Source organism: Sphingomonadaceae bacterium OTU29LAMAA1 (assembly GCA_024072375.1).
Lineage (GTDB): Bacteria > Pseudomonadota > Alphaproteobacteria > Sphingomonadales > Sphingomonadaceae > Sphingomonas.
Genome location: CP099617.1, coordinates 2,256,736 through 2,271,866, shown reverse-complemented (window position 1 = coordinate 2,271,866; position 15,131 = coordinate 2,256,736). Strand labels below are relative to the sequence as shown.

Below are 15,131 nucleotides of genomic sequence, written 5' to 3'. Positions count from 1 at the left end.
GGTCGAGGAGGGGATGGCATGCGCTCACATCGTGTTTCTAAGAGGCTCGCGTTCGGCACGAGCGTGATCGTGTTGGGAACGGTGCTGGCGCTTCCCGCCGCCGCCCAGACCGATCCCCAGACCTATCCCCAGACCGATCCACGATCGGCGACGCCGCCGGTCGCGACGCAGGGGCCGCCTGCGTCGCAAGGTGCGCCGGTGGTCAACACGCCCGGCCTCGATCCGGCGGTGACCTCCGATGCGCAGGCGGACAGCGGCGACAGCCAGACGCCGGTCAATCCCAACGTCGAGACGGAGCGGCAGGGTGACATCGTCGTGACCGGCTTCCGCAAGAGCTATGCCGACGAGATCCGCACCAAACAGTCGGCGATCGAGATCACCGACGGCATCTCGTCCGACGACCTCGGCCGCATCCCCGACCTCAACATCGGCGAAGCGTTGCAGCGCGTACCGGGCGTGCAGCTGAACCGCGAGGCGGAGGGGCGAGAGGCTACGATCAACCTGCGCGGCCTGCCCGGCGAATACGCCCGTACGACGCTGAACGGCGTGGCCTTCGCCGAACCGATCCTGCAATCGTCGACCCCGCTCGGTGCGTTCGCGTCTGACATATTCAGTGCGGTGCGCGTCCAGAAATCGCCGATGGCCGATGCGCAGAGCGGCGGCCTGTCGGGCAACGTCGATCTCCAGATCGCGCCGGCGCTGTCGCGCAAGGACGGCGGCCGGATCAAGATCGCCGCCGACTATAACGAACTCGGCAAGCTGTGGGAGCCGAACGTCACGCTCGGCTATAACAAGCACATTACCGAGGATTTCGCCGTTTTCGCCGTCGGCGCCTACAAACGCGAGAAGTTTCGCCGCGATTCGATCCTGTTCAACAGCTATGGCGTGCTGTCGGCGACGACCACGCCGAACTTCATCACCCGCTACGCCGACTATTATGCACCGGCGGGCACCTGCGCGACGACTTATGCGACGGTCGTCGGTTGCGTTGCCGCGGCGGGCGGCACGGGCGCCAAGGGCCAGACCGGTGTGCAATATGTTTCGCAGGGGCGGCAGTATGTCCGCCGCAACGAGGGCAACCAGCTTTCCCTGGCAAGCGGTGCGGAATGGCAGGCGACCGAAGCGCTGAAGGTCGGCGTCACCGGCCTCTACACGAACCGCAAGCAGAGCGAAACCGTCCAGAATCTGCAGGTGCTGAACTTCACCGGCACCGGCGTCGTCGTCAATCCGACCAGCGAGGTGCGCGAGGGCGCGAACGGGGCGCATTTCGTCGAGAATTTCGATTTCTCCAACATCGGCGTCATCAACGACAGCCGGCTGTTCCCGCAGACGCAGAAGGCGTGGGGTCTGAACGGCACGGTCAACTGGAAGGCGGACGACTGGCGGCTGACGACGATCGGCACATTGTCGAAGGCGACGAACAGCGCGGTCGAACTATTCGCCGAGTTCATCACCGGCCAGCAGGCGGGTCGCACCAACGGCACCAGCGGCTCCTTCGTCAGCGGCGGCGGCAATTACGACGATTACGCGCTGACGGTCGCGCCGAACCCGCTGTCCACGGGTATGCCGCGCACCGCGTGGACGTGGGCCGGACCGACGGATCAGCAAAGCTGGTACGACAGCCCCGCCGGTACGCCGGGCCGCAACCGCTTCAATCTCGCCGGTACGCAGAGCTATGCCACCAGCAAGGTGATCGCGGCGCAGCAGGAGGTGGAGCGCACGCTCGAGGGTTTCCTGACCAGCGTGCAGGCCGGCTATCGCTTCGAGCGTAACGAGTTCCGGTCGCAGGGCTATCGCACCAACGCTGCCGGTATTCAGGGGCAAAACATCAGCAGCGATTTCCTGATGGCGAACCCCGACAACGGCGATTTCTTCCAGGGATCGCTGCCGGGCTTCAACCAGAACTGGCAGGTGCTCGACATGGGCAAGGTGGTGTCGGCACTGACGCCGGTCACGCCCTATAACGGGGCAGCGCTCGCGCCGATCGGCTTCAACATCAACTACACCGACAACGGCTATGCCCTGTACAACTTTCGTAGCCGGACCGACGTCCTGTCGGGCTATGTCGAGGGCAAGTACAAGACGTCGATCTTCTCGATACCCGTCCGCGGCATCGTCGGTGTGCGCTACGAGAATGCCAACAACGTCTCGAACGCGCTCAACCGGATCAGGCCATCGTCTGCCGGGGTCGGGTCCGCCGCGGACTACGGCTATCAGCAGTTCAAGACACGTTACGGCCAATGGCTGCCGTCGGCGATCGCGGTGTTCGACGTCACCGACAACTTCCTGTTCCGCCTCGCGGGATATCGCACCTACGTCCGCCCGCATCCACGCCAGTTCACGCCCGTGACGCTGGTCGGTGCGCCGAGCACGACCAACGTCATCCCGGTGACGCTCGGCAATCCGGACCTGAAGCCTTATACCGGCACCTCGTTCGACGCGACGTTCGAATGGTACAACCGGCCGCGCGGACTGGTGGCACTCAGCCTGTTCTCCAAACGCTTCAAGGGCGTGGTGCAGCAGGTGCGCGGTGCGCGGGCGCTGTGTCCGCTCGATGGCGGCAACCTCGGGCTGGGGCCGTTGCGTATCGAGGGCGATACCTGCTTCACCAGCGCGCCCGCGGACATCAACGGCAATCTGCAGACGGTGAACATCGCCGGCTTCGTCAACAGCACGACGCCCTATACGGTCAACGGTGCCGAGCTGAACGTGCAGCAGAACCTCGACTTCCTGCCCGGTGCGCTGCGCAACCTGGGTGGCGGCTTCAACTACGCCTATACGACGATCAGCGGGACCAATTCGGACGGCACCGACGCGAGCCTGCCGGGCATCTCGAAGCACAACGTCAACCTGATCGGCTATTACGAGACGAAGCTGGTCGGCGTCCGCCTGATCTACAATTACCGCTCGAAATACGATTTGTCCTCGACCGGCACCTTCTCCGGTGCGGCGCGGCAGGTGACGGCGCGCGGCCAGTTCGACGCATCGGCGTCGCTCAACGTCACGGAGGGGGTGAGCCTGTCGGTCAACGCGTTCAACCTCACCAACTCGACGCGCAAGGAATATCAGGGGGTCGAGGCGCAGGCGCGTCGGATCGACTATGACGGGCGGACTTATCGCATCGCCCTGAACGCGAAGTTCTGATGATGAACCAGATCTTCCGAATGCTCGCCACCGGAGCGGTTGCGATCGCGACGCCGCTGTCGGGCCATGCGCTATTGCCGGCGACGGGTGCGCTGCCGGCATCGGTGGCGGCGCCCGTCCTGACTCGCGCCAAGGCGGTGCTCGCACGCCCACCGGGCGCGATTCCCAGGCTGCACACCGAAGGGACACTGCCCGGCAAGGGCATTCGCGAGATCAGCCTGAAGGCGAAGGAGGACCAGCCACTGATCCTCGCCCTCGCCATGGCCTATCGCCAGACCGGCGACCGTGCTTATCTGGCGCAGACCGAGCGCTATCTCACCGCCTGGGCGGACATCTACCAGCCGTCGTTCAATCCGATCGACGAGACGGGGTTCGACAGCCTGATGCTCGCCAACGATCTGGTCGAGCGCGACCTTTCGCCGGCGGCGGCGAAGGCGCTCGATCGCTTCTGGCGCGCTCTGGCGGCGGGATACCTCGATGCGATGGACGGCACGCCGAAGAATGCGGTCACCAACTGGCAGAGCCATCGCGTGAAGCTCGCGACGCTCGCCGCCTACAGGGTCGGCGATGCGGCCCTCATCGCCCGTGCGCGTGCCGCGTTCCGGCGCCAGATTGCGGCGAACGTGCGGCCGGATGGCAGCGTATTCGACTTCCACCAACGCGACGCATTGCATTACGTGACTTACGACCTCGACCCGCTGCTGATGGCCGCGCTCGCCGCCCGGGCACATGGGGAGGATTGGTTCGCATGGCGGGCGGCGAGTGGTGCAAGCCTTGAGAAGGCCGTCGACTGGCTCGCGCCCTATGCCGATGGCCGCAAGGTCCATATCGAGTTCGCCCGTTCGAAAATCCAGTTCGACCGCGACCGTGCCGCCGCGGGTCAGTCCGAATATGCGCCGCATCCGTGGAACCCGGCGAATGCGGTGAACACCTATGCGCTCGCAGCGATGGTCGAACCGCGCTTCGCCCCGCTGCGGGACGATCTGGCGAAGCGCACCGGCCGATCCCCCGCGCCATGGACGACCTACGCCGTCCGATGACGCGCCTTCACTTCGGGTGCGGCCGGACATCCTGCGTCGTCGATCCAAGCGCCCACAGGATGCCCTGATAATACATCGACTGGATGCGCGGATCGTCCCAGCTCGCATCGGTGTGACCGAGCGTGGAGTAGAAGACGCGGCCGCGGCCCGATCGCTTCATCCAGACGACCGGGAAGTCGAGATCCTTGCGGTGTACGCCCGGCACCGACAGATCGAGGCTGCGCGGATCGAGGCGGGCGAGGACATCGACCGTGCCGCGCGAATAGCCGATCGCGCGCATCTGGTAATGCTCGTCGACGATCGTCATGCCCGTCGTCCAGCCTTTCATCGCCGGCGCGTCCGGCCGTTCGACGATGATCCGTGCCGACGCGACCTTCCATGGATGGTTGTCGAACACGCCGCCGAGCATCTCGGCATAGCCCGGCCATGCATACGCGGTAGCGGTAGCCGAGTGGACCCCGACGAACCCCTTCCCCTCGACGCCGATAAAGCCCAGCAGGTCGCGCTTCTGGTCGTCGGTCAGGTCTGTCTCGCCATTGGTGTAGAATAAGACCGCGTCGTAGCGGTCGAGCGTCTCCGCCCGTGACGCGCGGGGACCACCTTTCGCATAGGCACCCTTGCCCCAGACCTCGCCCCGGGTGACGAGTTTCACATCGGTGCGGATCGTCGTGACGTACGCGCCCGTTTCCCGTCCCAGCCGCTCGATCACCGCGACCGCATGGCTGGCGGATGCGTGCGCGGTCTGGTTGCCGGTCGAGTGATCGGCGATGATCAGCAGCCGCTTGGGCCTGATCGTCGCAGCGTCGTCGGATGCGGAGGGGAGGGCGTTGGCCGGCCCCATGGCGATGCCCGCCAGGATCGTCAGAGCCAGTGCGATTCCGTGCACGTCCACATCCCCATTTCGCGTGTCATGCCACCTCCCGCTATCCGCGGAAGGTGGCGTTTCGTCACAGGTTGAAGCTCAACCGGCTGAACGACGACCGGCAGCCGCTGCCACCACCGCTGTTCACATAGCAGCCGGCCTTGAAGTAGCCCTTGTTGTCGTCGTAGCCGGAGACGGTGCGCCGCGAGAGCGCGGTGTTGCCGTTCACGATCACCTCGATGTCGAAGTTCGACGACGAGCTCTTGTACTGCCGGATTTCGAAGGTGAAGCTGCTGCCGTCGTTGATGCTGGTGAGCACGTTGTTCTGCGCGATCGAACTCGATCCGTTCCGCGTGTAATAGACGATGTCGAGGGCGCCGCCGTCGATCTCGAGCCGGATGATCGGGTCGGAGCCGCTGCTGTTGGGGTTGGATGAGGGCGCCGAATTCAGCAGCTGGGCGACCGTGAACTTCTTGTCGCTGGTGCTGGTGCGGATGAAGACCTGACCGGACATCGTCGCGGTGCTGCTGGTGATACCCTTGCTGCGCAGTTCCGAACGCTTGAGCGGGCCGCTGTCGGTGCTGAAGTACAGCTGCCCGTCTTTCTGGTAGAGCTTGCCGTCGAGCTTGCGGCTGCCGAGGCCGTTCGAGGCCGTGAGGCACGCGCTGGTTTCCGGATACTGCCATTGCAGCGTGTTGGCGAACACCGCATCCCATTGCGATGCGAAGTCGAACGGCGCGGTGCCGGAACAGCTGTCCGCCGCCCACAAGGGTGCGGTAAGGCTCGGGATGCCGAACAGCGCCAGCGCTCCGATCAGGCGCAGGTGTGGCCGTGGTCCAAGAATGCTCATGGTCATGATCCTCTCCTGGTGCAGATCCGGTTGATCCGGATCCTGCTGTCTGCTTTCGCAGGGTTGTATTACATATCTCGACGTGTCTGCAGGCGCAATCGCATTCGTGGTCCTGACAGGGGGGCGCCCGATGCACGCCCCGGTTCGACCGTCAGTTCTTTGGGGCAAGCAGGGAATATCGGTGGCGCTCGCCTGTAGCCGTCAACTTTCCGGGGGGGCTCGCGAACTAAGAGTGCGGATGCAGGCCGGGGAAAAACGACAGCTATATGCCAGCTATATGCATTCTCCCGGAATCGATCTCGAATTGCTACGGGGGATAGGCCTAATCGCATGCCCCTAAGGCTCCGCGCTCACTCAGCGGCAGCCGGTTCCGTCGGGGGCAAGAATGAAGCTTACACCATCGCTTATCGCCGTTGCATTGTCTGGCGTCACTGCGGCCGCGCAGGCGCAAGCGACGCCGGAGGACAAGGCAAATGGTGAAACGGCACCACCGCCTGCGATCACCGTCAGCGGATCGGCATCGATCGCCTCCGACTATCGCTTCCGTGGCGTCTCGCAGTCCGATCGGGCGATGGCCGTGCAGGGCGGTATCACCGTCGCGCATGACACCGGGTTCTACATCGGCACCTGGGCGTCCAGCCTTGCCGGTTGGGGCACCTTCGGTGGCGCCAACATGGAACTCGACCTGATCGGCGGCTACAAGGCGAAGCTTTCCGACCATGCGACGCTCGATGTCGGCCTGACCTGGTACATGTATCCCGGCGGCGCGGACAAGACCGACTTCGCCGAACCCTATGCGAAGCTGACCGGCACCGCGGGACCGGCGACGCTGACCGCCGGCGTCGCCTATGCACCCGAGCAGCAGGCGATCGGCAAATGGTATCGCACCGGCGCGTCCGCCGCGGCCGGTATCTACGACCGGCCCGGTGCGAAGGACGACAATCTGTACCTGTGGGGTGACGGCGCGGTCGCGGTCGCGGGCACGCCGTTCACCGCGAAGGCGCATGTCGGGCATAGCCGGGGGCAGGACGGGCTTGGTCCGAACGCCACCGCGTTGGCGCCGACGGGGGCGTATTGGGACTGGTCGCTCGGCGCGGATGCGACGTGGCGCAACCTGACGCTCAACGTCTCGTACGTCGACACGGACATTTCCGCGACGGACGCCGCCTATCTGCAGCCGAGCTTCAGCAAGGGGCAGGACGGCACCGGCACGATCGCCGGCAGCACCGCACTCGTCTCGCTCACCGCCACCTTCTGAAAGGACCCGTACGATGCAAGACCTGCTCTGGATCGCGATCACGCTCGGGCTGGTGGCGGCGACGCTCGCCTACGTCCGGCTCTGCGATAACGCGTAAGCGAGGATTTGCGATGACCCTCGACCTGTGGCTCGCGGCGCTGACCGCGTTCGGCCTGCTCATCTATCTGGTGGCGGTCCTTATCCGTCCCGAACGCTTCTGAAGGGAGCGATCCATGACATTCCAGGGCTGGTTCCTGATCCTCGGCTTCGTCGCCATCCTGCTCGTGCTGACCAAGCCGGTGGGGATGTGGCTGTTCGCACTTTACGAAGGACGCCGCACGCCGCTCCACGCCATCCTTGGCCCGGTCGAGGCCGGCTTCTACCGGCTCGCCGGCATCGACCCTTCGCAAGAGCAGGGTTGGCGGCGCTACGCCGTGCATATGCTGGCGTTCAACGCGGCGCTGATGGCGTTCACCTATGCGGTGCTGCGGTTGCAGGGCGTGCTGCCGGGCAATCCACAGGGGCTGGCGGGGCTGTCGCCGCATCTGGCCTTCAACACCGCGATCAGCTTCACCACCAACACCAACTGGCAGAGTTATGGCGGGGAAGCGACGATGTCGAACCTGTCGCAGATGCTCGGCCTGACCATCCACAACTTCCTGTCAGCGGCGACCGGCATCGCCTTGGCGTTCGCGCTGTTCCGCGGGTTCGCGCGGCGCGAGGCGAAGGCGATCGGCAATTTCTGGGCGGACGCGACGCGCGTGACGCTGTACCTGCTGCTGCCGATCAGCGTGGTCTATGCGACATTCCTGATCGCCAGCGGCGTGCCCCAGACGCTTGCGGGCGTGGTCGATGTGCAGACGCTGGAAGGCGCGAAACAGTCGCTGTTGCTCGGCCCGGTCGCCAGTCAGGAGGCGATCAAGATGCTCGGCACCAATGGTGGCGGCTTCTTCAACGCCAACAGCGCGCATCCGTTCGAGAACCCGACCGCGCTGACCAATCTGGTGCAGATGCTGTCGATCTTCCTCATCGGCTTCGGCCTGACGTGGACGTTCGGCAAGGCGGTCGGCAACACGCGGCAGGGTTGGGCGATCCTGTCGGCGATGGTGATCCTGTTCCTCGCCGGCGTCACCGTGACGTACGCCCAAGAGGCGGCGGGCAACCCCGTGCTGCATCATCTGGGCGTGGCGGGCGGCAACATGGAGGGCAAGGAGGTGCGCTTCGGCATCGCCGCCTCCGCGTTGTTCGCGGTCGTCACCACCGCCGCATCGTGTGGCGCGGTCAATGCGATGCACGACAGCTTCACCGCGCTGGGCGGGATGATCCCGTTGTTCAACATCCAGCTGGGCGAGGTCGTGATCGGCGGCGTCGGGGCGGGCATCTACGGCTTCCTGCTGTTCGCCATCCTCGCGGTGTTCGTCGCCGGGCTGATGGTGGGTCGCACGCCGGAATATGTCGGCAAGAAGATCGAGGCGCGCGAGGTGAAGCTCGCGGTGCTCGCCATCGCCGTGCTGCCGCTGATGATCCTCGGTCTGACCGCCTTGTCGTCGGTGCTGCAACAGGGGCTGGCCGGGCCGCTCAACAAGGGGCCGCACGGGTTCAGCGAGATCCTGTACGCCTTCACCAGCGCGGTCGGGAACAACGGCTCCGCCTTCGCCGGGCTGACCGCGAATACGCCCTGGTACAACGGGCTGCTGGGGCTGGCGATGTGGGTCGGGCGGTTCTTCATCATCGTGCCGATGCTGGCGATCGCGGGTAGCCTCGCCGCCAAGAAGTACACGCCGGAAAACGCCGGGTCGTTCCCGACCACTGGCGGGCTGTGGGTCGGGCTGCTGGTCGGCATCGTGCTGATCCTGGGCGGTCTTACCTTCCTGCCGAGCCTCGCGCTTGGCCCTATCGCCGATCATCTTGCGATGATCAGCGGCACCTTATCCTGAAGGGGCGCCTGACATGGCAACCAGCAAAGTAAAAAGCCTGTTCACCGCCGACCTCGTCGTGCCGGCGATCAAGGCCTCCTTCGTCAAGCTCAACCCGGCGGAGCTGATCCGCAACCCGGTTATGTTCGTCACCGCGGTCGTCGCCGCGCTGATGACCGTGCTGCTCGTCATCGGCCATGACGGGCTGACCACCGGCTTCAAGCTGCAACTCGTCGTCTGGCTGTGGCTGACCGTCCTGTTCGGCACCTTCGCCGAGGCGCTCGCAGAAGGGCGCGGCAAGGCGCAGGCGGCATCGCTGCGCGCCACCAAGGCGGAGCTGACCGCCAAGCGCCTGACGGGCGACGGCCGCGAGCATGAGACTGTGCCGGCCAGCGCGCTGAAGGTCGGCGACATCGTTCTGGTCGAGACCAACGACCTGATCCCGTCGGATGGCGAAGTCGTCTCGGGCGTCGCTTCGGTCAACGAGGCGGCGATCACCGGGGAAAGCGCGCCGGTAATCCGCGAAGCGGGCGGCGATCGGTCGGCGGTGACCGCCGGCACACGGGTCATCTCTGACGAAATCCGCGTCAAGGTGACGGTCATGCCGGGCCAGGGTTTCCTCGACCGTATGATCGCGCTCGTGGAAGGCGCCGAGCGGCAGAAGACACCGAACGAGGTCGCGCTGACGCTGCTGCTGGTCGGGCTGACGATCATCTTCCTGATCGCGGTCGCCACCATCCCCGGCTTCACCGCCTATGCCGGCGGATCGATCCCGGTCGCGATGCTCGCGGCGCTGCTCATTACGCTGATCCCGACCACCATCGCCGCGTTGCTGTCGGCGATCGGCATCGCGGGCATGGACCGGTTGGTGCGCTTCAACGTCCTCGCCAAGTCGGGTCGCGCGGTCGAGGCGGCAGGCGATATCGACGTGCTGCTGCTCGACAAGACCGGCACGATCACGATCGGCGACCGGCAGGCGAGCGAGTTCCGCAGCGTCGGCGGCGCGACCGATGCCGAAATGGCGGAGGCGGCGCTGATCGCCAGCCTCGCGGACGAGACGCCGGAAGGGCGCTCGATCGTCGTCCTCGCCCGCGATCGGTTCGGCGTGCGCACGACCGCGTTGCCGGCGGGTGCCGAGGTCATCCCGTTCACCGCGCAGACCCGGATATCGGGCGTGCAGACGCCGGACATGCTGGTGCAGAAGGGCGCGGTGGATTCGATCCTGAAGGCCAACCCCGGCGTCGGCGAAACCGCTGCGGCGACCGAGCTTCGCCGCATCACCGACGAGATTTCGCGTGCTGGCGGCACCCCGCTGGCGGTCGCCAAGAATGGCCGCCTGCTCGGCGCGATCTTCCTCAAGGACGTGGTCAAGGCAGGCATCCGCGAACGCTTCGGCGAATTGCGGCAGATGGGCATCCGTACGGTGATGATCACCGGCGACAACCCGCTGACCGCCGCCGCGATCGCCGCCGAGGCGGGCGTCGACGACTTCCTCGCGCAAGCCAGTCCCGAGGACAAGCTGGCGCTGATCCGCAAGGAACAGCAGGGCGGCAAGCTGGTCGCGATGTGCGGCGACGGCACCAACGACGCACCTGCTTTGGCGCAGGCGGATGTCGGCGTGGCGATGAACACCGGGACGCAGGCTGCGCGCGAAGCGGGCAACATGGTCGACCTCGACAGCGACCCGACCAAGCTGATCGAGGTTGTCGGCCTCGGCAAGCAGCTGCTGATGACGCGCGGGGCGCTGACCACCTTCTCGGTCGCCAACGACGTAGCGAAGTATTTCGCGATCATCCCGGCGATGTTCGTCGCGCTCTATCCGGGATTGGGCGTGCTCAACGTCATGGCGCTTGGCAGCCCGCAGAGCGCGATCCTGTCGGCGATCATCTTCAACGCGATCATCATCCCGCTGCTGGTGCCGCTGGCGCTGAAGGGTGTGACCTACAAGCCGATGGGCGCGGGGCCGCTGCTGGCCCGCAACCTCGCCGTCTACGGTCTCGGCGGACTCGTTGCGCCGTTCGTCGGCATCAAGCTCATCGACCTGCTCGTCGGTGGCATCGGCCTCGCATAAGGACAAGCATCATGGGCAAAGACTTCACTTCCGCGCTCCGGCCCGCGATCGTCATGACGATCCTGTTCGCCGCACTGCTCGGGATCGTGTATCCGCTGGCGATGACCGGCATCGGGCAGACGATCTTCCCCGCGCAGGCGAATGGCAGCCTGGGGCGCGCGAACGGCACGGTGATCGGCTCGACCGTCGTCGGTCAGGCCTTCACCACCGACCGCTACTTCCAGACCCGGCCATCTGCGGCGGGCAAGGGCTATGACGGCCTCGCCTCCTCGGGATCGAACCTCGGTCCCGCGTCCCGCGCGCTGGTCGACCGGATCAGGCCCGATGTCGCCAGATGGCAGGCGGAGGGGGTGACCGGCGCGCTCCCCGCCGATCTCGTCACCGCCAGCGGCTCCGGCCTCGATCCCGACCTGTCGCCGGCAGCCGCCCTGGCGCAGGCGCCCCGCATCGCGCGCGTCCGCGGGATGCCGGTCGACGCCGTCCGCGGGATCGTCACCCGGTCGACCGAAAGCTCCATCCTCGGCGAGCCGCACGTCAACGTGCTGGCCATCAACCGCGCCCTGGACGCCGCTGCCCCCTGATGCCCGTCGGCGGTGACGACAGACCCGATCCCGACGCCCTCCTGCGTGCCGCCGCGCAGGAGGGCAGGGGACGCCTGAAGATATTCCTTGGGGCGGCGCCGGGCGTCGGCAAGACGTTCGAGATGCTGTCGGAAGGCGCCGCCCGCCGCCGCGACGGGGTCGATGTCGTCGTGGGCGTGGTCGAGACGCACGGCCGGGCCGAGACCGAGGCGCTGACCCGCGGGCACGAGATCGTCCCGAGGCTCGATGTCGCCTATGAGGGCCGTACGCTGGAGGAGATGGACCTGGACGCCGTCCTCGCCCGCGCGCCGCGCCTCGTCCTGGTCGACGAACTCGCGCACACCAATGCGCCCGGCAGCCGTCATCCCAAACGCTATCAGGATGTCGAGGAACTGCTTGCCGCGGGGATCGACGTCTATTCGACGATCAACATCCAGCATGTCGAGAGCCTCAACGACATCGTTGCCAGCTTCACCCGCGTCCGGGTGCGTGAGACCGTGCCGGACGGCATCCTCGAAATGGCGGAGATCGAGGTCGTCGACATCCCGCCCGACGAACTCATCGAGCGGCTGAAGGCCGGCAAGGTCTATCTGCCGCACGAAGCCACGCGCGCGCTCAGCCACTTCTTCTCGAAATCCAACCTGTCCGCACTGCGCGAATTGGCGTTGCGCCGTGCCGCGCAGGCGGTCGATGCCCAGATGCTGGAGCATGTCCGCGCGTTAGGCATCGGCGGCACCTGGGCCGGATCGGATCGCATCGTCGTCGCGATCAACGAACTGCCCGGCGCGGACGGCCTCGTACGTGCCGCCAAGCGGGTTGCGGATGGCCTGCATGGGCCATGGACGGCGCTGTTCATCGAGACACCGCGCACCGCGCATTTCAGCGATGAACAGCATCAGCGGGTTGCCGCGGCGATGACACTGGCGACGCAGCTCGGCGCAGCGGTTGCGACCGTGCCGGCCACATCCGTTGTGGAGGGCATTCGTGGCTTCCTTGCAGATGCTCGCGCGACCCAGCTCGTCGTCGGCAAATCCCGCAGATCGCGCTGGTTTGAGTTCCTGCACGGCTCTGTCGTCGATCGCCTGATTCGCGATACGCCGGGCGTGACCGTGCACGTGCTGCCGATGGAGGAGGGGCCGGGCCCGTCATCCGTGCATCGTCGGGGCGGCAGCTGGGGAAAGCCCGCCGGTTACCTCATGACGCTCCTGCTCGTGGCAATCGTCACCGCACTTGCCAGCGCACTGTTCCACATCCTCGACCTGGGCAACGTCGCACTGCTGTACCTGCTACCCGTGATGGCAGCGGCAAGTCTGTTCGGCCTGCGGACCGGGCTCTTCGCCGGGATGGCATCCAGCCTCGCCTACAACTTCTTTTTTCTGCCACCAGTAGGGACGCTAAGCGTCAGCAATCCGGAGAATGTGGTGTCGATCTTCGTACTGCTGGGCGTGGCGATCGCCACCAGCCAGCTGACGTCGCGGGTCCGTGCTCAGGCCGATATGGCAGCCGCGAGCGCACGGACGAACGCCACGTTGGCCGGCTTCCTGCGGCAGCTCAGCGCGATCAACGATCCATCGCTTGCGGCGCGGATGATCTGCGACGACGTAGCGCGGCTGTTCGACGTGCAGACGGTGCTCCTGACCGTGTCGGCGGGCTCCGGCCTCACCGTGCAGGCGGCCAGCGTTCCCGGCTACCGCCTCGATACGATGGATATGGCAGCGGCCAACTGGGCATTCGATAACGGCACGTCGGCCGGCAAAGGCTCGGGGACGCTCGCTGCCTCGGAATGGCTGTTCCAGCCCCTGAAGGCAGGCGGCAAGGCGCTGGCGGTGATCGGGGTGGCCAGGGAGAATAGCGGCGATCCGATCCGTGCAGATCAGCTGCCGCTGCTGACCGGTCTGATCGATCAGGCGGCACTCGTACTCGAACGCCTCCGGCTCGAAACCGAGATGCGCGACGTGGATGCCGTCCGGACCCGCGATCGCCTCCGCGCGGCCCTGCTGTCATCGGTCAGCCATGATCTTCGAACGCCGCTGACGGCCGTCATCGCCGCAGCGGATCAACTCGACCACGGCGCGACCCCGGATCTCATCGGCACCATCAAGAGTGAGTCCGCGCGCCTCAACCGTTTCGTCGCCAACCTGCTCGACATGGCCCGGGTCGAGGCGGGAGCGTTGAAGCTCAACGTCGAGGCCACCGATCTCAGCGATGCAGTCACGGGCGCCGCGCACGACGCACGCCGGGCGCTGCAAGGCCATGCCGTTCGGCTCGGCGTGCCCCCGTCATTGCCGCTCGTCCGCGTGGACCCGCAGCTCCTGCACCATTGCCTGCTCAACCTGCTCGACAATGCCGGGCGCTATGGTGATCCCGGCACCGACATCATGGTCGAGGGCATCCATCGATACGGCCAGCTCAGGCTGACCATCCTTGATCATGGGCCGGGGTTGCCGCACGGGCGGGAGGCCGAAGTCTTCGAGACCTTCCGCCGGCTCGAGGGCTCCGACCGTGCGATTGGCGGTACCGGCCTCGGCCTCGCTATCGTCAAGGCGTTTGCCGAAGCCATGGGCATGAGTGTCGAGGCCGGGAACCGCGATGACGGAGAGGGCGCCGCCTTTACGCTGGTATTTCCCGCCGACCTTATCGTTCGCAACGCATCCGGGAGCCATATCTGATGCCTGCCAAGATCCTCGTCGTGGATGACGAAGCCCCGATCCGCCGCCTGTTGCGCAACACACTGGAACGGGCCGGCTATGCTGTCGTCGAGGCGGCCGATGGACGCGATGCCCTTCTTCGCGCGCGAGCCGAGTGCCCAAGCGCGATCCTGCTCGATCTTGGTCTGCCGGATAGAGACGGGCTTGGTCTTATCCCACTGCTCCTTCAGAACAGCGATAGCGTCATACTCGTCGTATCCGCCCGCGACGCTACCGACGAGAAGGTGGCGGCGCTCGATCTTGGCGCCCACGATTTCGTATCCAAGCCCTTCGACACGGATGAGCTGCTCGCTCGGCTGCGCGTCGCCCTGCGCCATCGCGGATCGTCCGAAACGGCGCCGAAGATCGTCCGCAAGGGCGACGTGACGATCGATCTCGACCGACGCATCGTCTGTCGCGGAATGGAGGAACTACACCTTACCCGCAAGGAACATGATGTCCTGGCGGTCTTGGCGCGTCATGTCGGTCGCGTCGTCACCCACGATCGGATCCTGGCGGTCGCGTGGGCAGGAGACGAAGACCCCCGTATCGAATATCTGCGGATCGTCGTCCGCAATCTCCGGCAAAAGCTGGAACCGCCGGGCCCTGTCGGTAGCATCATCGCCAACGAGCTCGGTGTAGGCTACCGGTTGCGTGCCGACCAATAGGATCTGCCGAGATCTGCCGGCTCTGGTGCATTGACGGGTAATCAGGGCCGGCGAGGGATACTGACACCGCCGCCG

Annotated in this window: 11 protein-coding genes; 9 read left to right on the top strand and 2 right to left on the bottom strand. The window is 66.0% G+C overall.

Going from position 1 to position 15,131, the window contains the following annotated elements; all coding sequences use genetic code 11:
* The first annotated feature begins 18 nt into the window (after window positions 1-18).
* On the top strand, window positions 19-3,144 hold the full coding sequence (locus tag NF699_11090; protein USU03623.1) for a TonB-dependent receptor: 3,126 nt from the start codon (window positions 19-21) through the stop codon (window positions 3,142-3,144).
* A 2-nt stretch (window positions 3,145-3,146) separates the two neighbouring features.
* Window positions 3,147-4,184, top strand: a complete 1,038-nt coding sequence (locus tag NF699_11085; protein USU03622.1) for an alginate lyase family protein — start codon at window positions 3,147-3,149, stop codon at window positions 4,182-4,184.
* A gap of 7 nt (window positions 4,185-4,191) precedes the next feature.
* On the opposite strand, the gene NF699_11080 is transcribed toward NF699_11085, so the two are convergent.
* Complete coding sequence (locus NF699_11080; protein ID USU03621.1) at window positions 4,192-5,070, bottom strand: ThuA domain-containing protein; 879 nt, start codon at window positions 5,068-5,070, stop codon at window positions 4,192-4,194.
* 61 nt (window positions 5,071-5,131) lie between these two features.
* Window positions 5,132-5,902, bottom strand: coding sequence for a polysaccharide lyase family 7 protein (locus tag NF699_11075; protein USU03620.1), 771 nt, complete (start codon window positions 5,900-5,902; stop codon window positions 5,132-5,134).
* Window positions 5,903-6,281: 379 nt separating this feature from the next.
* Here NF699_11075 and NF699_11070 point away from each other — a divergent pair, with 379 nt between their 5' ends.
* The 7 genes from NF699_11070 to NF699_11040 all read left to right on the top strand — a co-directional run bounded on the left by NF699_11070 (window position 6,282) and on the right by NF699_11040 (window position 15,056).
* The gene (locus tag NF699_11070; protein ID USU03619.1) at window positions 6,282-7,154 is read left to right on the top strand and encodes a TorF family putative porin; all 873 of its coding nucleotides are present in this window, start codon (window positions 6,282-6,284) and stop codon (window positions 7,152-7,154) included.
* Between the two features lie 110 nt (window positions 7,155-7,264).
* Window positions 7,265-7,354, top strand: coding sequence for a K(+)-transporting ATPase subunit F (kdpF, locus tag NF699_11065; protein ID USU03618.1), 90 nt, complete (start codon window positions 7,265-7,267; stop codon window positions 7,352-7,354).
* A 12-nt stretch (window positions 7,355-7,366) separates the two neighbouring features.
* Window positions 7,367-9,070: a potassium-transporting ATPase subunit KdpA gene (gene kdpA / locus NF699_11060; protein ID USU03617.1), complete on the top strand. Its 1,704-nt coding sequence runs from the start codon at window positions 7,367-7,369 to the stop codon at window positions 9,068-9,070.
* Window positions 9,071-9,083: 13 nt separating this feature from the next.
* The gene (kdpB, locus tag NF699_11055; protein ID USU03616.1) at window positions 9,084-11,120 is read left to right on the top strand and encodes a potassium-transporting ATPase subunit KdpB; all 2,037 of its coding nucleotides are present in this window, start codon (window positions 9,084-9,086) and stop codon (window positions 11,118-11,120) included.
* A gap of 11 nt (window positions 11,121-11,131) precedes the next feature.
* Entirely contained in the window at window positions 11,132-11,701 is a 570-nt protein-coding gene (kdpC, locus tag NF699_11050; GenBank protein ID USU03615.1) for a potassium-transporting ATPase subunit KdpC, read from the top strand.
* The gene (locus NF699_11045) at window positions 11,701-14,370 is read left to right on the top strand and encodes a sensor histidine kinase KdpD (protein ID USU03614.1); all 2,670 of its coding nucleotides are present in this window, start codon (window positions 11,701-11,703) and stop codon (window positions 14,368-14,370) included. Before kdpC ends, NF699_11045 begins: the two co-directional genes overlap by 1 nt.
* Window positions 14,370-15,056 carry a response regulator transcription factor gene (locus NF699_11040; GenBank protein USU03613.1) on the top strand — a complete coding sequence of 229 codons (687 nt, stop codon included), beginning with the start codon at window positions 14,370-14,372 and terminating at the stop codon, window positions 15,054-15,056. Before NF699_11045 ends, NF699_11040 begins: the two co-directional genes overlap by 1 nt.
* Window positions 15,057-15,131: the final 75 nt, after the last annotated feature.

Excerpts from the sequence above, each read along its gene's own strand:
- kdpA (USU03617.1), top strand. The coding sequence starts at position 7,367 with ATGACATTCCAGGGCTGGTTCCTGATCCTCGGCTTCGTCGCCATCCTG.
- NF699_11040 (USU03613.1), top strand. The coding sequence starts at position 14,370 with ATGCCTGCCAAGATCCTCGTCGTGGATGACGAAGCCCCGATCCGCCGC.
- NF699_11070 (USU03619.1), top strand. The coding sequence starts at position 6,282 with ATGAAGCTTACACCATCGCTTATCGCCGTTGCATTGTCTGGCGTCACT.
- NF699_11075 (USU03620.1), bottom strand. The coding sequence starts at position 5,902 with ATGACCATGAGCATTCTTGGACCACGGCCACACCTGCGCCTGATCGGA.
- kdpC (USU03615.1), top strand. The coding sequence starts at position 11,132 with ATGGGCAAAGACTTCACTTCCGCGCTCCGGCCCGCGATCGTCATGACG.
- kdpF (USU03618.1), top strand. The coding sequence starts at position 7,265 with ATGACCCTCGACCTGTGGCTCGCGGCGCTGACCGCGTTCGGCCTGCTC.
- kdpB (USU03616.1), top strand. The coding sequence starts at position 9,084 with ATGGCAACCAGCAAAGTAAAAAGCCTGTTCACCGCCGACCTCGTCGTG.
- NF699_11085 (USU03622.1), top strand. The coding sequence starts at position 3,147 with ATGAACCAGATCTTCCGAATGCTCGCCACCGGAGCGGTTGCGATCGCG.
- NF699_11090 (USU03623.1), top strand. The coding sequence starts at position 19 with ATGCGCTCACATCGTGTTTCTAAGAGGCTCGCGTTCGGCACGAGCGTG.
- NF699_11045 (USU03614.1), top strand. The coding sequence starts at position 11,701 with ATGCCCGTCGGCGGTGACGACAGACCCGATCCCGACGCCCTCCTGCGT.